Annotated in this window: 16 protein-coding genes; 7 read left to right on the top strand and 9 right to left on the bottom strand. The window is 62.0% G+C overall.

Annotated elements, in window-relative coordinates; all coding sequences use genetic code 11:
* Nucleotides 1–10 precede the first annotated feature (10 nt).
* The 4 genes from HX824_RS25690 (at nucleotide 11) to HX824_RS25675 (ending at nucleotide 5,151) form a co-directional block, all read left to right on the top strand.
* Complete coding sequence (locus HX824_RS25690; protein ID WP_177020141.1) at nucleotides 11–2,416, top strand: TonB-dependent receptor; 2,406 nt, start codon at nucleotides 11–13, stop codon at nucleotides 2,414–2,416.
* A gap of 222 nt (nucleotides 2,417–2,638) precedes the next feature.
* The gene (locus tag HX824_RS25685; protein ID WP_177055352.1) at nucleotides 2,639–3,610 is read left to right on the top strand and encodes a type III secretion protein; all 972 of its coding nucleotides are present in this window, start codon (nucleotides 2,639–2,641) and stop codon (nucleotides 3,608–3,610) included.
* 84 nt (nucleotides 3,611–3,694) lie between these two features.
* Nucleotides 3,695–4,039 (top strand): hypothetical protein, encoded by a 345-nt coding sequence (locus HX824_RS25680; RefSeq protein ID WP_238544218.1) that lies wholly within the window; start codon nucleotides 3,695–3,697, stop codon nucleotides 4,037–4,039.
* Nucleotides 4,040–4,536: 497 nt separating this feature from the next.
* Nucleotides 4,537–5,151, top strand: a complete 615-nt coding sequence (locus HX824_RS25675; protein ID WP_008432744.1) for a hypothetical protein — start codon at nucleotides 4,537–4,539, stop codon at nucleotides 5,149–5,151.
* A 46-nt stretch (nucleotides 5,152–5,197) separates the two neighbouring features.
* Here HX824_RS25675 and HX824_RS25670 read toward each other — a convergent pair whose 3' ends face one another.
* Nucleotides 5,198–6,349 carry an MFS transporter gene (locus tag HX824_RS25670; RefSeq protein ID WP_008432746.1) on the bottom strand — a complete coding sequence of 384 codons (1,152 nt, stop codon included), beginning with the start codon at nucleotides 6,347–6,349 and terminating at the stop codon, nucleotides 5,198–5,200.
* 278 nt (nucleotides 6,350–6,627) lie between these two features.
* Nucleotides 6,628–6,873 (bottom strand): hypothetical protein, encoded by a 246-nt coding sequence (locus HX824_RS25665; RefSeq protein ID WP_008432748.1) that lies wholly within the window; start codon nucleotides 6,871–6,873, stop codon nucleotides 6,628–6,630.
* A gap of 92 nt (nucleotides 6,874–6,965) precedes the next feature.
* On the opposite strand from HX824_RS25665, the gene HX824_RS25660 reads away from it, so the two are divergent.
* Entirely contained in the window at nucleotides 6,966–7,787 is an 822-nt protein-coding gene (locus HX824_RS25660; RefSeq protein ID WP_032899034.1) for a helix-turn-helix domain-containing protein, read from the top strand.
* Here HX824_RS25660 and HX824_RS25655 read toward each other — a convergent pair.
* Genes HX824_RS25655 through HX824_RS25625 form a run of 7 tightly spaced genes read right to left on the bottom strand, consistent with a single transcriptional unit; the run spans nucleotide 7,729 to nucleotide 13,925 of the window.
* Nucleotides 7,729–8,949, bottom strand: coding sequence for a sugar MFS transporter (locus HX824_RS25655; RefSeq protein ID WP_008432753.1), 1,221 nt, complete (start codon nucleotides 8,947–8,949; stop codon nucleotides 7,729–7,731). The two genes, HX824_RS25660 and HX824_RS25655, sit on opposite strands and share 59 nt — an antisense overlap.
* A gap of 51 nt (nucleotides 8,950–9,000) precedes the next feature.
* Entirely contained in the window at nucleotides 9,001–9,348 is a 348-nt protein-coding gene (locus tag HX824_RS25650; RefSeq protein WP_003219515.1) for an L-rhamnose mutarotase, read from the bottom strand.
* Nucleotides 9,345–10,118: an SDR family oxidoreductase gene (locus tag HX824_RS25645; RefSeq protein ID WP_003219518.1), complete on the bottom strand. Its 774-nt coding sequence runs from the start codon at nucleotides 10,116–10,118 to the stop codon at nucleotides 9,345–9,347. Before HX824_RS25645 ends, HX824_RS25650 begins: the two co-directional genes overlap by 4 nt.
* Nucleotides 10,115–10,975, bottom strand: a complete 861-nt coding sequence (locus tag HX824_RS25640; protein WP_177055350.1) for an amidohydrolase — start codon at nucleotides 10,973–10,975, stop codon at nucleotides 10,115–10,117. The genes HX824_RS25645 and HX824_RS25640 overlap by 4 nt, the downstream gene beginning before the upstream one ends.
* A gap of 37 nt (nucleotides 10,976–11,012) precedes the next feature.
* Nucleotides 11,013–12,290, bottom strand: a complete 1,278-nt coding sequence (locus tag HX824_RS25635; protein ID WP_003219522.1) for an L-fuconate dehydratase — start codon at nucleotides 12,288–12,290, stop codon at nucleotides 11,013–11,015.
* Nucleotides 12,291–12,310: 20 nt separating this feature from the next.
* The gene (locus HX824_RS25630; protein WP_102604551.1) at nucleotides 12,311–13,156 is read right to left on the bottom strand and encodes an ureidoglycolate lyase; all 846 of its coding nucleotides are present in this window, start codon (nucleotides 13,154–13,156) and stop codon (nucleotides 12,311–12,313) included.
* Nucleotides 13,157–13,184: 28 nt separating this feature from the next.
* Nucleotides 13,185–13,925: an SDR family oxidoreductase gene (locus HX824_RS25625; protein WP_177055349.1), complete on the bottom strand. Its 741-nt coding sequence runs from the start codon at nucleotides 13,923–13,925 to the stop codon at nucleotides 13,185–13,187.
* 234 nt (nucleotides 13,926–14,159) lie between these two features.
* Here HX824_RS25625 and HX824_RS25620 point away from each other — a divergent pair, with 234 nt between their 5' ends.
* Entirely contained in the window at nucleotides 14,160–14,921 is a 762-nt protein-coding gene (locus HX824_RS25620) for a FadR/GntR family transcriptional regulator (RefSeq protein ID WP_177055347.1), read from the top strand.
* The gene (locus tag HX824_RS25615) at nucleotides 14,918–15,907 is read left to right on the top strand and encodes a diaminopimelate epimerase (RefSeq protein ID WP_102604549.1); all 990 of its coding nucleotides are present in this window, start codon (nucleotides 14,918–14,920) and stop codon (nucleotides 15,905–15,907) included. The genes HX824_RS25620 and HX824_RS25615 overlap by 4 nt, the downstream gene beginning before the upstream one ends.
* The last annotated feature ends 228 nt before the right edge of the window (nucleotides 15,908–16,135 follow it).

Raw genomic sequence — 16,135 nt, 5'->3', positions numbered from 1 at the left:
TACGTTCGACGTGAAAAAACTCGCCATGAAAAACAATAAATCATCCCGCTGGGCACCCCTCGCCCTGGCGCTGGCCGTCAGCGCCGCACTGCCGGCGGCCTATGCTGACGATGGCATTCATATCCAGGCCCAGTCCCTGGGTTCGGCCTTGAGCCAATTGGGTCAGCAGACGTCGCTGCAAGTGTTCTTCAGCCCCGACATGGTGGCCGGCAAACAAGCCCCGGCCGTCGACGGCAACCTTTCGCCCGAACAAGCGCTGCGCCAGTTGCTGCAGGGCAGCGGCCTGGATTACCAGATCGATGCGGGCTCCGTGACCCTGCGCCCGCTGGGCAAGGGCACCGGCGAAGCCGGTTCGCCGCTGGAGTTGGGTGCCACCGACATCAAGGTGGTCGGCGACTGGCTCGGCGACGCGAATGCCCAAGTGGTGCAGAACCACCCGGGGGCGCGCACCGTGGTGCGCCGTGAAGCCATGGTGGAGCAGGGCGCGATGAACGTCGGTGACGTGCTGCGGCGCATTCCCGGGGTGCAGGTACAGGAGGCCAACGGCACCGGTGGCAGTGATATTTCCCTCAACGTCGGGGTACGCGGCCTGACCTCGCGTCTGTCGCCACGCTCCACGGTATTGATCGACGGCGTACCGGCAGCGTTTGCACCCTACGGCCAGCCGCAGTTGTCGATGGCGCCGATTTCCTCCGGCAACCTCGACAGCATCGACGTGGTGCGTGGCGCAGGCTCCGTACGTTATGGACCACAGAACGTCGGCGGCGTGATCAACTTCGTCACCCGGGCCATCCCGGAAAAATTCTCCGGCGAAGTCGGCACCACCCTGGAAACCGCGGCCCACGGCGGCTGGAAACACATTGAAAACGCCTTCATCGGCGGCACCGCCGACAACGGTATCGGTGCTGCGTTGCTGTATTCCGGGACCAAGGGCGATGGTTACCGCGACCGCAACAACTCCAACGACATCGACGACGTGATCTTCAAGACCCACTGGGCGCCGACCGATCAAGACGATTTCTCGCTGAATTTCCACTACTACGACGCCAGCGCCGACATGCCCGGCGGCCTGACCCAGAAGCAGTACGACGCCAACCCGTATCAATCGGTACGTGACTGGGACAACTTCAATGGCCGGCGCAAGGATATGTCCTTCAAGTACATCCGGCAGATCGACGACCGCACCCAGGCTGAAGTGCTGACCTACTATTCCGACAGTTTCCGCGGCAGCAACATCGCCAACCGCGACCTGAAGACCCTGGGTTCCTACCCGCGCACCTACTACACCTTCGGCATCGAGCCGCGTGTGTCCCATGTATTTGACCTGGGGCCGAGCACCCAGGAAGTCAGCGTCGGTTATCGCTACCTCAAGGAAGGCATGCACGAGCAGGCCACCAGCCTGGCGCTGGTCAACAACGTGCCGACGCCCGTGGGCCAGAGTGACGGCCACGTGTACCAGGACCGTACCGGTGGCACCGAGGCCAACTCGTTCTATATCGACAACAAGATTGATATCGGCAAATGGACCGTCACCCCGGGCATTCGCTTTGAGCAGATCCGCACCGAATGGCACGACCGTCCGGTGGTAGGCCTCAATGGCGCCACGGTTCAGGAGAAACGTCGCGAGATCCACAACAACGAACCGCTGCCGGCCTTGAGCGTGATGTACCACGTCTCCGATGCCTGGAAGCTGTTTGCCAACTACGAAACCTCCTTCGGCAGCCTGCAATACTTCCAGCTGGGCCAGGGCGGTAACGGCGACCAGACCGCGAACGGCCTGAACCCGGAAAAAGCCAAGACCTACGAAATCGGTACCCGCTACAACGACAACGTCTGGGGCGGCGAAGTGACGTTGTTCTACATCGACTTCTCGGACGAGTTGCAATACGTCAGCAACGATGTGGGCTGGACCAACCTCGGCGCTACCAAGCACGAGGGCATCGAAGCGTCGGCCCATTACGACCTGTCGAACCTCGACCCGCGCCTGGACGGCCTGACCGCCAACGCCGGCTTCACCTACACCAGGGCCACCTCCGAAGGCGACGTTGCCTTCAAGGGCCGCGACTTGCCGCTGTACTCCCGTGAAGTGGCCACCCTGGGGCTGCGTTACGACATCAACCACTGGACCCACAACCTGGACGTCTATGCCCAGTCCGGCCAGCGTGCGCCGGGCACCGGTACCACCTACATCACCCAGCCGACTGCTGATGGCCAGTACGGGGATATTCCCGGCTACGTCTCGGTGAACGTGCGCAGCGGTTATGACTTCGGTGCGCAACTGTCGAACCTGAAGCTGGGCGTCGGGGTAAAAAACGTGTTCAACCAGGAACACTACACCCGCTCCAGCGACAACAACTCCGGGATCTACCTGGGTGAACCGCGCACGTTCTTCGTGCAGGCCAGCGTCGGCTTCTGATGCGTGCCTGATCCCAGGTATCGACAGTGACGAGGGGGCGCAAGCCCCCTCGCCATAGCCCTTCTTCCTACTCTTTTTCTAACGATTTTCTGCGTCCGCAGGAACTGAATCCGACAGGTCTACCACACAAGGAGGTGCCCACTTTCCATGGGATACCTTGTATCGCCGAGGTGTCTTTGAGCCGGGAGTGAATCGTGTCAATACGCCGAACTGGAGATGCCTATGTCGGTAACCTTATCCAACTCAACTGTTGCCAACCCCTCTGATAACGCCGCGCAGCCGCATACTGATGCCGCCACATCGACGCAGTCACGCTCACGCTCCGGGCAGGGGTCGATCCACATCAGCTTCAACTTGCCACAGAATGGGATCGGCCCGGGATATTCGAATTGGACGACGACGCAGAGCACGATGGATCCCCATGGTGCCGCCAACAACTCATTCCGGGCGTCCTATGCAAACTCGTTCCTGGGCGGGCTGATCGGACAGCTTCAGGACTTTCTGCACAAGCTGTTCAATCCGTTCCGGCCTCACCCCGGTTATGGTCGTCCTGACCCTTCCATTCCACTCAGGCCTCTTCCCGGACACTGCCGTCCGACCCCCTGCAAGCCTGACCCGGGATACGGTCGCCCGGACCCACACTTTTCGAGGCAAACCCCCGATCAACTGGGGAACCTCCTCAAGAACAAATTTGATGCGTTCACGGTGCCGGGCCAGCCCTTCATCACAAAACAAAGCCTGGAGGAGATGGCGGGCAGACGGTTGACCAACGACCAGGACCGTAATGAGAACATTCTGTTGGCCCGGGAACTGCTGCGACGCCCAGACGTAATACAAGCCTTTGACCGAGCCGGCAGGACCGGTGATCTGGATGGTCGAATCTCCCGGCGGGACCTCAACGCCGTGCTCGACTCCGGCAACGCCTTGAAGTACAAGACCGACAAACAGCTCGCCGAACAGATGTTGAAGGACTTCGACGCCCTGAAGGGTATCTGGAGCCGCTCCATCAGTATCAAAGATTTGAAAAAATTGGCCGCATCGTCGTCGAGCGACCCAAAGCAACAGCGGCTCATCGAGTTGGCCAAGGAAGTCACTCAGCGCTCAAGCCTGTTAACGCTGATGGACTCTCTTGACCGGTATGACGGCAAGATCGGCAGAGCCGCCCTGCGCCACCTCTCTCTGAACCTGTTTTAGCTCGATCACGCCGCGACCCTCTCGCGGCGTGATGACCTGCCTTGATCAATCCGCTGCTTTCAAACTCTCAGCCAGGGCTCAGACATGGCTACACCTTCGTGTGGATCGCAAAATCCTGGCTATCAGCCAGCCTGTCTTGCGCCGACGGGCAGCGATACCCTGCAACCGCCCCCCGTTGCCGCACCGGGCAAACGGTGCGAAGAGGGCGCCGAAGCCCGGCGAGTGAAGAACTTCACCGGGCAGCACACATTCCAGGCGCCGGCGGCTGACGACTTCATCAAAGGCATGTTGCCGCACGGGCAGTTGCCTGCCTCCCACGCGCCTGGGTTACGCCCGTTGCGCGCGGTGATGGGCGCTATGGTCGCAGCGATCAAAGACCTTTGGCAGGAGACAAAACCGACCTCGCCAGGGTCTCGAAAAGCCGACTGATTCTTCGGTTTTTACATGTTGTCATTGGAACGCTGCTCTATCTCGGAACCATTGCCACCGGCACACCACACACCTTTGGCCTGTTTTCACCTGAGCGATACGGCGATTGCCGGGATGATGACCAGGTCAATGTGGAACCGGAAAATGGTGGAGATGAATCATGACAATCAACGGCGGGTCGGTCTGCCAGCACCTCGGTGCTACACCCTGTATTGCCCCGGCACTGGACGGCGGTACACGGGCAATTCACGCCGCTTCAAGTGAACCCGGTGAGGCTGCGCGAAAGCACAGCCATCAATCCGGCGAGGCGCCTGTCCGCTCATCAGGCTATCGGCCTCCTTTGCGGGGGGAGAGTCACTGCAGGAGTCTGCTGCAACACCTGGGGCTTCAGAACGAAGTGGCCAGCCGCCTCCGCGGGCCCAATCCCTACATTCGTTTGCCGGACAGCGATTTGGTGAGCGCGGCGAACGCCCAATTTGCCATGCTGAAAAAACTCCATGAGAACTGACGGACTGAAGCTGTCTTCACTGCAACGAATCGCCAGTAAAAAGCTCGGTGCCAGCCGAGAGGCCGACAGCGCTATCCTGCTTGCCAAGGCGATCATCCAGCGTCCGCGCCTGATCGATGCGATCCTCGACCAGGACGGCTACATCACCCGCGAAAGCCTGGCACAGGCCGAGAACGTCGTGTTCGGCAACAGCGATCCCAGTGCCTTCAGCCCGGACCCTTTCCACACAAAAAACAATGCCGATCTCGTCCGCCTGTTCAAGGAAATGTTCACCGAGTTACGGGACCGGTCGCGGGACCGCATGGGGTTTTTCGAGCAGATCTGCTACGTCAATATCGAGGTGCTGGCGATGATGAGCAAAGACCCGGATGAGCTCGACAGCCATGGCCAAGTTGTACTGGACCCGGCCACGGGGCTACCGAAGAAGAAATACGACGAACAGCAGGTGTATATGGCGAAAAACCTTGTGGACCGGCCGGGCTTGTTGCGGTCGCTGGAAAACACCGCCGACAGCGGTCGGCGAATTTTCGGCAGCCATCACCAGGCGGGCTGGCTCAGCAACAAAACCCTTGATCGCTGGCTGGAACTCCAGAAAGCCAAATGACCCCGGGTTGACGCCTCAATGTACGAGGCGTGATGGGGCTGGGTGGTCAGACCCGCAGTATTTTCCCGCTGATCGCCACACCGATCAGCAGTACGGCAATCAGCACAAAGGCAGTGCTCAAGCTGCTGCCATGGGCGATGAAGCCGATCACCGCAGGGCCGGCGAGAATGCCGGTGTAGCCCAGGGTGGTGATGGCGGGCACCGCAATGTGTTCCGGCATGACGGTCTGCTTGCCGACGGCGGTGTACAGCACCGGTACGATGTTCGAACACCCGGCACCGACCAAAGCATACCCCAGCAGGGCCGTTTCCCACGCAGGTAATAGCGTCGCCAACAGCATGCCGCCGGCGGCGAGCGCGCCACCGAATACAATCACCCGGGTTGCGCCCAGGCGGCGAACTATCCTGTCGCCGGTAAGGCGCCCGACGGTCATGGTCAAGGCAAAGGCTGCGTAGCCAAGGCCCGCATAGGCTTCGTCAAGGCCGCGCTCGGCGCTCAGGAACACCGCGCTCCAGTCCAGCACGGCGCCTTCGGCAAGAAACACGATGCAGCACAGGCAGCCGATAAACAGCACCACGCCGTGGGGCACGGCAAAGGCCGGCCCGGAGCTTTCACTGCCGTAAGGCAGCAGGTGTGGCCCGGCCTTGAGCAAGGCCACTACGATGACGACGATCACGGCGAGGGTGGCCTGCAACGGCGACCAGCCCAACCCCAGCAGCCCGCTGACACCTGCCGCCCCGACGATCCCGCCCAGGCTGAACAGCCCGTGGAAGCCCGACATCATGGTCTTGCCGCTGGCTCGTTCGACCATCACCGCTTGCAGGTTGACCGTGGAGTCCACCGTGCCCAGGCCGGCACCAAACACAAACAGCGCGGCCATCAGCAACGGAATCGAGGTGACGGTGGCCAGCATCGGCAGGCCCAGGCAGATCAGGAGGGTGCCGCCGGTGGCCACTCGCCGGATACCGTAGCGCGACGCCAGGGCCCCGGCGACCGGCATCGCGATCATCGAGCCCACCCCCAGGCACAACAGCAAAAGGCCGAGGGTGCCCTCATTGAGTTGGGCGCGGGCCTTGGCATAAGGCACCAGTGGTGCCCAGGCGGCGATGCCGAAGCCGGCGATGAAAAACGCGATGCGGGTCGACATTTGTTCCAGCCGCCCGGGTACCACGGGCGCTGGGGTGCTGATGGCGGTCATGAAAAATCCTTGGTTTTGCGTTCAACGAACGATGTGCAGCGCAACATCCTTGCACATCAGGCCGTATCGAGCGAGCCGGGTTCCCTTGGCATGCCTGAACACAGGGCCAAACATTTTTTCCAGGATCATGGAACGCGACGGGCCTTTCCAACCACTATCAGTTCGTAGGACAAGTAACCACTTGAGGTGCGAGGTGGCCTGGAAGGTGCGTAATCCCCGCGAGAACTGGTGAACCCCGGGCTTCCAGCGACGGATTACCACCTTCCAGGCCGATCCTCTCACTTCAGCAGCCGCGCCAGTTTGCCATCCCGCACCTGCAACACTTCAAACAAGCCCAGGGCCTGCAGGGCGGGGAGGGCTTGCAGGATGTCCTGTTCGGCCAGCAAGCGCTGCTCGTCCGGGGTGGCCGGATCGCACCAGGTTCTGGCGTTGGCGAGGAATGCGCCCACCGTGCCCTTGCGCACGGTCACGCCATTGAATTGGCCTTGGTCGAGATGGTCGGGAAGCACGTCTTCTGCACGCATGGCGGAGCCCTCAATGAATGAATCCGCAGTCTGGGCGTGCGCAAATGGCTACACTGCCTTATCCAGGTCATTCAATACGGTAAAGCTGCCATATGCCGTCAACACTCGTTTCAGCCCAGCTCGCCAATGCGACCGGCGGTCCATTGCTGGTGGCGACGTTGCGCAGCAGTCCGGTAGCACGCACCACGGCCCTTCATCAGCATGCCCGCGGGCAATTGCTCGGAGCCCAGCGCGGGTTGTTGTCGGTGCAGGCGGCGCACCAGCATTGGGTAGTACCGGCCACCCATGCGGTGTGGATTGCCCCCGATTGTTCCCACGCCTTGCGTTCCCACGGGCCGTTTGATGGCTGGAGTGTGTATGTCGAACCCCAGGCATGTGCAGGGCTGCCCCGACAGACGTGCGTTATCGCCACGTCGGCCTTGTTGCTGGAAGCCGTCAGGCGCGCGGCAACCTGGAGCCAGCTGCTGCTCGAGCCGCCACAGTCACGGATCGCCCAGGTGATCCTTGATGAAATCGCCGGGTTGCCCCAGGAACCATTCGGCTTGCCGCTGCCCCGGGACCCGCGCCTGTTGCGCATCGCCCAGGCGCTGGCCGACAGTCCCGACGACAACCGCCTGCTGGAACACTGGGCGCAGTGGGCCGGTGTCTCGCCGCGTACCCTGGCCCGGCGGTTTATTGCCGAGACCGGGTTCACCTTCAGCCAGTGGCGCCAGCGCGCGCGATTGTTGCGCGCCCTGGAGTTGCTGGCGGCGCATGCACCCGTGACCCGGGTTGCGCTGGACCTGGGTTATGAAAACGTCAGTGCCTTTATTGCGATGTTCCGGCGTACGTTCGGGACGACGCCGGGGCGGTACTTCACGGATGGCGCAAGCGACTACGGGCATACACCGCCACAATCACGAAACACCCCATAGGCAACAGGTAAGCCAGCGCCACTGTGCTGTTGTCCGCCACCTTGCCCATCAAGTAGGGCATCAGGGCGCCGCCGACGATCGCCATGATCATGAACGAACTGCCGCGCTTGGTGTGCGGCCCGAGGTTCTTCACGCCCATGGCGAACAGCGTCGGGAACATGATCGACATGAAGAAGAACACCGCGATCAGCGCGATCACCGAGATACCTTCCAGGCCGATCACCACCAGGCCGCACAACGCGATATTGATCAGCGCATAAATCAGCAGCAGCTTCTGCGCGCTGACCCGGCCCATCAGCCAGGTACTGAAAAAGCGCCCGAACATGAAGGCCAGCATTGCGATCGACAGCAGGTAGGCGGCTTGCTGATTGCCCATCTGTGCCCAATGCTCGGTGACGTAGTTGATGAAAAATGCGCCGACTCCGACCTGGGCCGCCACATAGAAAAACTGCGTGATCACCCCACCGACAAACTCCCGGTGCTGCCACAGACCCTTGCCGGCCGTCGGTTGCAGTGCCTGTTCCTGCGCGCGCAAATCCGGCAGCGGCGTGCGGGCGATCAGCAGCGCCACCAGCAGTACCAGGACCGCGATCACCACGTAGGTGGTCTGCAACGAACTCATGTCCGAGGCCGGTGTGCTGCCGGCGCTGAAGAACATCGCGCCGCCAATCAGCGGGCCGAAGAACTGGCCAAGGCCATTGAATGATTGCGCCAGGTTCAACCGCCGCTCGGCGCCCTGGGGTTCGCCCAGCACCGTGGCATAGGGGTTGGCAGCGGTCTCCAGGCAGCCCAGGCCGCAGGCGATGACAAACAGCGCGAACAGGAAAAACGGAAAGCTCGCCGCCGCAGCCGCCGGCATGAACAGCAGCGCGCCCGTCGCATACAGGCACAGGCCCAGCAGGATCCCGGCCTTGTAGCCGTGGCGGTCCATCAACAACCCGGCCGGCAGGGCAATCAGGAAGTACGCGCCGAAATAGGCGCTTTGCAACAGCCCGGACTGGGCCTTGCTGACGTGCAGGACTTCCTGGAAGTGCTTGTTCAGTACGTCGAGCAAACCGTAGGACAAGCCCCAGAGGAAAAACAGACTGGTCACCAGCATCAGCGCCCAGCGATAGGTCGGCACGGCACGGGTGCCTGGCAGGTGTGTATCTTTGCTTAACATGACGCTTCTCCTGTTGTTTTTATGGGATCAAGGCGTGCGATGCAGCGGGTATCAGGGTTGGTCGGTAAGGCAGAAAATCTGCTCCAGGGGCTGCCATTTGCCGCCGGGGTCAGTCCACGGCGTGGGGGCCTGGAAGCGCCACATCAGGGTTTCCCAGGCTTGCACGTCGGGGTTGGCGCGTGCAGCGTGGTCCAGCCCTTCGAAGCTGAACCCGGCCGCTGTGTCCATGACCATGAACAGCCGCGTGCCCAGGCGCCAGATCTGCATTTCCAGGATTTGCTGGCTGCGCAGATGCTCTGCCACGGCAGGCCAGATGCGTCGATGCAGCTGCTGGTACTCGGCGATCAATGCCGCATCGTCGATCAGGTCCAGCGCCAGGCAGTAACGTTGGCCGCTCATGTCAGCGCCCGGTCGAGGTGGGTGTAGCCTCCATCCACCACCAGCCACTGTCCGGTGGTGTGGGAGGCGCGGGGTGAGAGCAGGAACAGCACGCTGTCGGCAATTTCCTCGGGAGTGGTCATCCGTTTGCCCAAGGGGATTTTTTCGACGATGGCGGCGAGCTTGGCCTCGGGGTTGTCGAAGCCGTCGATCCAGCGTTGATACAGCGGCGTCAGCACCTCGGCGGGCACCACGGCATTGACCCGGATGCCGAACTCCAGCAAGGAGGCGGCCCATTCCCGGGTCAGTGACAGCTGCGCACCTTTTGCGGCGGTATAACCGCTGGTACCGCCCTGGCCGGTGAGGGCCGTCTTGGAGCTGATATTCACGATTGCCCCGCGGCTGGCCTTGAGGGCATCGAGGCACAAGTGGGTCATCAAGTAGTAATGAATCAGGTTCTTTTCCAGGGATTCGACGAACGCTGCACGGCCCGCATCCAGGCCCACGCCGTCGTTGACCCCGGCGTTGTTCACCAGGCCGTCGATGCGTCCGAAACGTCGCAACACTTCGTTGACGGCTGCGCGGCAGGCGTCCTCATCGCGCAACTCGACACGGATGAAGTGGCTTTGACCGTGCTGCTCAAGCTCGGCCGCGAAGGCCGGCGACAACGGTTGATGGCCGAAAATTACCGGGATTGCGCCTTCGGCAATCAATCCCAGGGAAATGGCGGCGCCAATCCCCGAGCCGCCGCCGGTGACGATTATCACGCGGTCCTGCAAATGCAGATTCATGGGCAGTTTCCTTCAAGGTGATAGACCCGCTGGGCCGTGCCGCCCCAGATGGCTTGCTGTTCATCGGGCGACAGTGGGCCGAGGGTCTGTTGCAGCAATTGGCAGGTGCCCTGGTATTCCCCGGCCAGCAGGCACACCGGCCAGTCCGAACCGAACATCAGGCGCTCGGCGCCGAACAATTCCAGCGCCAGTTCGATGTAGGGGCGCAGGGCTCGGGCGTTGCGTTGCTCGGGCCCGGCTTCGGTGAGCAGGCCCGACAGCTTGCAACTGACGTGGGGCAGGGCGGCCAGTGGCGCCAGGTGTTCGGCCCAACCGACGGGGCCGTTGGCGATGTCCGGTTTGCCCAGGTGGTCCAGCACCAGATGATGCCGGTCGTGGCGCTGGCACAGGGCTGTCGCGGCGTCGAGGTCGGCGCAGCGGATCAGCACCTCGTAGACGTAGCCTTGTTGCTGCAGGTGTTGCAGGCCACGGGAGAACCTGGCGTCGGCCATAAAGCTGGCAGGCGTAGGCTCATCCTGAATCTGATGCCGAAAGCCCTTGAGTCCCGGTGCGTCGCGCCACTGTTCCAGGTGCTGTTCCAGGCGTGGGTCGCACAGGTCGACCCAGCCGACGACGCCGAGTATCCATGGGTGCTGCCGCGCCATTTCCAGCAGCGCGTCGGTTTCCTGCTCACCGACGCGGGCTTGCACGGCAATGCAGCCATCCAGGTCGGCAGCGTCGAGCAACGGCCGCAAGTCCTGTGGGAGAAAGTCCCGCCGCAGGTCAGCCTCAGCCGTACCGATCCACGGATAATCAGCGGCCCGGTAGCGCCAGAAATGCTGGTGCGCATCGAGCCTCAAAGGTGATGGGGACGACATTGTTATTGTGCTCCGTCCATTCAAATTGCGGTTCAGCTCACGGCCGGTGGCGGTATTGCTCCCGGGACGCGGCTTTCATCTGGATCGAAAAGCCCGGCGCCTTCGGCGGCAGATAGGCCGCACCGCGCACCACGCAAGGTTCCTCGAAATGCTCGTGCAAATGGTCGACATACTCGATCACCCGGCCTTCGTGGGTGCCGGCAATGCACAGGTAGTCGATCATCGACAGGTGCTGCACGTACTCGCAAAGCCCGACACCACCGGCATGCGGGCACACGGGCAGGCCATATTTGGCCGCCATCAGCATCACCGCCAGCACCTCGTTGACCCCGCCCAGGCGGCAGGCGTCAATCTGCACCACGTCGATGGCTTCGCGCATGATCAATTGCTTGAAGATGATCCGGTTCTGGCACATCTCGCCGGTGGCGACCTTGACCGGCGCCACCCCCTGGCGGATCTTGCGATGGCCCTCGATATCGTCGGGGCTGGTGGGTTCCTCGATGAACCACGGCTTGGCAAACGCCAATTCGCGCACCCAATCGATGGCGGTGTCGACTTCCCACACCTGGTTGGCGTCAATCATCAATTGGCGGTCCGGGCCCAATACTTCGCGGGCGATGCGTACGCGCCGCAGGTCATCCTGCAAGTCGTGGCCGACCTTGAGCTTGACGTGGTTGAAGCCGGCATCCACCGCTTCCTGGCACAGCCTGCGCAGCTTTTCGTCGCCGTAACCGAGCCAGCCGGCGGAGGTGGTGTAGCAGGGGTAGCCGTTGGCTTGCAGGTCGGCCAGGCGTTCAGCCTTGCCTTCGGCGCGTTGGCGCAGCAAGGCCAGGGCTTCGCTGGAGGTGATGCAGTCGGTGATGTAGCGGAAATCGATGCAGCGCACCAGCTGTTCCGGGCTCATGTCGGCGACCAGGCGCCACAGGGGTTTGCCTTCGGCCTTGGCCCACAAGTCCCACGCGGCATTGACGATCGCGCCGGTGGCCAGGTGGATTGCGCCCTTGTCCGGGCCGATCCAGCGCAACTGGCTGTCACTGGTGACATGCCGCCAGAAGCGGCCCATGTCTTCGGCGATCCATTCCAGGGTCAAGCCCACCAGCAGCGGCTGCATGGCCTGGATCGCCGCGCAGCAAATCTCGTTGCCACGGCCGATGGTGAAGGTCAGGCCATGGCCTTCAAGGGCCGGGTTGTCGGTCTGCAAAATCACATAGGCGGCCGAGTAGTCCGGGTCCGGGTTCATGGCGTCGGAACCGTCCAGGGACTGGGACGTAGGAAAGCGGATATCTTCGACGCGAATCGCGGTAATGGTAGTCATGAACGGCTCCTAGTCTCTTGTCAGGCGTCGACCGTGGTCTGGTTCTGTTCGCCGAGGCCTTCGATACCCAGGCGGATTTTTTGCCCGGGCTTGAGGTAGACCGGCGTGGGCTTGATCCCCAGGCCGACACCGGGCGGGGTGCCGGTGGAAATCACATCCCCCGGTTGCAGGCTCATGAACTGGCTGAGGTAGCTGATCAGTTTGGGGATCTGGAAAATCATCGTGCGGGTGTTGCCGTTCTGGTAGCGGTGGCCGTCGACTTCCAGCCAGATCGACAGTTGGTGCGGGTCGGCGATCTCATCGCGGCTGACCAGCCAGGGGCCGAGCGGGCCGAAGGTGTCGCAGCCCTTGCCCTTGTCCCAGGTGCCGCCGCGTTCCAGCTGGAACTCGCGCTCGGAGACATCGTTGATCACGCAGTAGCCGGCCACGTGCTGCATGGCCTGGCTTTCCTCGATGTAGCGGCCACCCTGGCCGATCACCACGCCCAACTCCACTTCCCAGTCGGTCTTGGTGGAGTGGCGGGGGATTTCGATGTTGTCGTTGGGGCCGACGATGGCGCTGGTCCACTTGTTGAAGATGATCGGTTCGTCAGGGATGGGGGCGCCGGTTTCGGCAGCGTGATCGGCGTAGTTCAGGCCGATGCAGATGAATTTTCCTACCTGGCCGACACAGGCGCCCAAACGCGGATTGCCCGGTACCAGGGGCAGGCTCGCGGGGTCGAGTTCTTGCAGGCGAGCGAGGTTTTGCGGGAGCAGGGCGTCACCGGCGATATCACTGATGTGGGCGGACAGGTCACGCAGACGTCCATCAGCGTCCAGCAGGGCCGGGCGTTCCTGACCTTTTTCACCATAGCGCAGCAATTTCATGAGCAATCCTCTTATTGGAAGTGGGCGGTCAGTTGCTCCAGCCGCCGTCAATGATCTGGGTGGTGCCGGTGGTAAACGCGCTGGCATCGGAGCCAAGGTACAGCGCCAGCTGGGCAATTTCCTGGGGCGTGCCCAGGCGTCCCATCGGCTGGCGGGCGGTGAATGCGGCGTATACCTCATCCTGCTGGCGGCCTTCACGACTGGCTTGTTCGACGATGCGTTGCTGCAGCGAAGGCGACTCCACGGTGCCCGGGCAGATAGCGTTGCAGCGGATGCGCTGGGTGACAAAGTCGGCCGCGACGGATTTGGTCAGGCCGATGACGGCCGCCTTGCTGGCGCAATAGGCAAAGCGGTTGGGCACGCCCTTGAGGCTGGAGGCCACCGACGACATGTTGATGATCGAGCCGCCGCCCGCCGCCAGCATCCCCGGCAGAAACGCGCGGATCATGCGGTACATGGCGGTGACGTTCAGGTCGAGGGCAAACGTCCAGTCGCTTTCCGGGCATTCGAGGATATTGCCGGCATGCACCACGCCTGCGCAGTTGAACAGCACGTCCAGAGGGCCGATCTCGGCGGCAAGGCGTTGGATGGCGCTGGCGTCGGTGACATCCAGCACCACCGTTTGCGCACCCGGCAAGCCGGCGAGCGCCTGTTGATTGATGTCGGCTGCAATCACTTCGGCCCCTGCCGCCAGATAGGCTTCGACGCTGGCGCGGCCAATGCCCTGGGCGGCGGCGGTGATCAGCACGCGTTTACCGGTGAGGTCCATGACAGACTCCCTTGATTATTGTTATTGGCTCAATGGTCAGGCCATTGAGGGCGTGAAACACCTGCATCTGCGGCATAGCGAACCCTGGTGGGTTTGCTATGATCAGCACACTGGAAACGATCCAATGGTCAGGCCATTGATCCAATTTTTAGCATGGGTCATCCCGGTCAACAAGCGGCTTTTTCGCGGGTTGATCGCTTTGACCGTGCTGTGCATGAATCGAGCTGAGCCTAGATGCCATTTCAAGTGATTGATAACCAACGTCTTTATCGACAGATTGCCGACCAGTTGCGGGCGTTGATCGACAGCGGAGAATTTCCGCCGGGCAGTCGACTTCCCGCTGAGCGTGAACTTGCCAAACTGCTGGGCGTGAGTCGCGCTTCCGTGCGTGAGGCGATGATTGCCCTGGAGGTGATCGGCCTGGTAGACGTGCGGGTGGGCAACGGCGTGCTGGTGTGTGAACCCGTGCAACCGACAGTCAGCCAGGAACCGGTGATGGCCCAGGCCACCCGGGATCAATGGAAAGAGTTCGATCCGGAACTCAACCTGCACGTCGACTCCAATGCCGAGATTCCACCGTTTTCCCTGCTCCAGGCCCGTCGCCTGATTGAGCCGGAAGCCGCCGCCCTGGCCGCCAAACATGCCACCGACGAAGAGCTGGCGGGGATCCGCGAGGCCTTCGAGCGTAATGTGCAGGACAACCGCGACGGCTCCCATACCCATCCGGGCGATCGCCTGTTTCACATTCGCATCGCCCAGGCCTCGGGCAATCCGGCGTATGCGTTGATGATTGCGCACTTGCTGGGGCATCGTTACGGCAGCATGTTCCAGCGGTTGCAGGCGCATTACACCTCGGACGACATGCCCCATCGCTCGGAAGACGAGCATCGCAAGATCCTCGATGCACTGGAACAGCGAGACGTGGAGGGGGCGCGACAGGCGATGCGCAAGCACCTGGAAGAGGTGGTACGAATCTTTATGCGGACTGCGCAATGACCCTGTTCTACGACGCCCGCGGGAATATCTACGGGGTGGTAAGCCCGGCGCAGTTACGCAGCAAGGGTATCGACGTGCCGGACCGTGCCGACTTGGCCGCTGGCACCCGAGGTGTTTGGGCATTGGCGGCGATTGCCGCCGAGTGCGGTTGGGATGAGTTGCCGCGCCCGGCCGAGGCCAAGGCGCATCGTTGTGACGGTTTGTTGGTGGGGCCGTTCCAGGCCGCGCCGCCTTTTGACCTGTTGATCGTCAACACCGACGGTTCCCTGGCCGAACGCAGTGGCAATGGCCTGACGATCTTTGCCCAGTCGTTGACCGACCAGGGATTGATGGCGCAAGGCTGTGAGTTGCGGGTGCATCACGACAAGACAGACGCACTGTCGCCGGTGGTTACGCGGGTTGAGCCGGCGGAGTACGAACAGGTGCAGGGCTTTTGGCTGGCGCTCGGGCGTCCCGAGTTCGGGCCTTTGGCGGTAGGGGCTGTTGGTGTGGGCGCGGTCTCGCTTGAGGGAACTGAGGTGAGCCATGTTTCGCCACTGGCTGCGCTCAACCCCGAGTGGAATCACAGCCAGTTTGTGCGTGTGGGCAACCCGCATTGTGTGACGCTGGTACAGGACGCGTCAGCGTTGCCGGACAACGCCCAGCTGCATCGATCAGCCTGGTTCGATCCGCTGAGGGCGATTGCTTTCGCACCACCTGCCGGGGCCGGCCAACCTTGTATTTCCGGGGTCAACCTGCAATGGGTCGCCCGGGATTCAGGCAATCGCGTGATCGCGCGGGTGTTTGAGCGTGGTGAGGGGCCCACGGCGTCCTCCGGGACCAGCGCCAGTGCGGTGGCATGCGCCGCCTGGTCTGTAGGATGGGTGACGGCGGGTCAGGTGGCGGTGGTGATGCCGGGCGGTACCGCACCCGTACGGTTGCAAGCAGAGCCGGGTGAGTTGCCGAGCGTTAGCCTGTTCGGGACTGCGCGGCTGCAGGAAGTTTGAAAAAGGCAGTGGCGGGCTTAATCATCTTTGTCAGCTGTTTCTCTATAAATAAGCAGCTCTGGTGAATGGTGGTGTAAGAGTATTCTCGTTAGTCAGTACTGGCTGTTTAACTGCATTTCTGTATTTATAAAAGACCCTTCCAATATCAATGTACGAATCTTCTTTTTTATTTTGAGGCGGCCGAATTTCGCCTGAAATCGCTAGTATTCCTGGGGTTCAGGCACTTTT

This window comes from Pseudomonas sp. D4002 (assembly GCF_013385665.1).
Taxonomy (GTDB): domain Bacteria; phylum Pseudomonadota; class Gammaproteobacteria; order Pseudomonadales; family Pseudomonadaceae; genus Aquipseudomonas.
Note: the sequence above shows the minus strand (reverse complement) of the source record. Positions and strands in the feature narration are given on the sequence as shown.

Excerpts from the sequence above, each read along its gene's own strand:
- HX824_RS25630 (WP_102604551.1), bottom strand. The coding sequence starts at position 13,156 with ATGAAATTGCTGCGCTATGGTGAAAAAGGTCAGGAACGCCCGGCCCTG.
- HX824_RS25625 (WP_177055349.1), bottom strand. The coding sequence starts at position 13,925 with ATGGACCTCACCGGTAAACGCGTGCTGATCACCGCCGCCGCCCAGGGC.
- HX824_RS25670 (WP_008432746.1), bottom strand. The coding sequence starts at position 6,349 with ATGACCGCCATCAGCACCCCAGCGCCCGTGGTACCCGGGCGGCTGGAA.
- HX824_RS25650 (WP_003219515.1), bottom strand. The coding sequence starts at position 9,348 with ATGAGCGGCCAACGTTACTGCCTGGCGCTGGACCTGATCGACGATGCG.
- HX824_RS25655 (WP_008432753.1), bottom strand. The coding sequence starts at position 8,949 with ATGTTAAGCAAAGATACACACCTGCCAGGCACCCGTGCCGTGCCGACC.
- HX824_RS25680 (WP_238544218.1), top strand. The coding sequence starts at position 3,695 with ATGGCTACACCTTCGTGTGGATCGCAAAATCCTGGCTATCAGCCAGCC.
- HX824_RS25635 (WP_003219522.1), bottom strand. The coding sequence starts at position 12,290 with ATGACTACCATTACCGCGATTCGCGTCGAAGATATCCGCTTTCCTACG.
- HX824_RS25645 (WP_003219518.1), bottom strand. The coding sequence starts at position 10,118 with ATGAATCTGCATTTGCAGGACCGCGTGATAATCGTCACCGGCGGCGGC.
- HX824_RS25615 (WP_102604549.1), top strand. The coding sequence starts at position 14,918 with ATGACCCTGTTCTACGACGCCCGCGGGAATATCTACGGGGTGGTAAGC.
- HX824_RS25620 (WP_177055347.1), top strand. The coding sequence starts at position 14,160 with ATGCCATTTCAAGTGATTGATAACCAACGTCTTTATCGACAGATTGCC.
- HX824_RS25660 (WP_032899034.1), top strand. The coding sequence starts at position 6,966 with ATGCCGTCAACACTCGTTTCAGCCCAGCTCGCCAATGCGACCGGCGGT.
- HX824_RS25685 (WP_177055352.1), top strand. The coding sequence starts at position 2,639 with ATGTCGGTAACCTTATCCAACTCAACTGTTGCCAACCCCTCTGATAAC.
- HX824_RS25665 (WP_008432748.1), bottom strand. The coding sequence starts at position 6,873 with ATGCGTGCAGAAGACGTGCTTCCCGACCATCTCGACCAAGGCCAATTC.
- HX824_RS25675 (WP_008432744.1), top strand. The coding sequence starts at position 4,537 with ATGAGAACTGACGGACTGAAGCTGTCTTCACTGCAACGAATCGCCAGT.
- HX824_RS25640 (WP_177055350.1), bottom strand. The coding sequence starts at position 10,975 with ATGTCGTCCCCATCACCTTTGAGGCTCGATGCGCACCAGCATTTCTGG.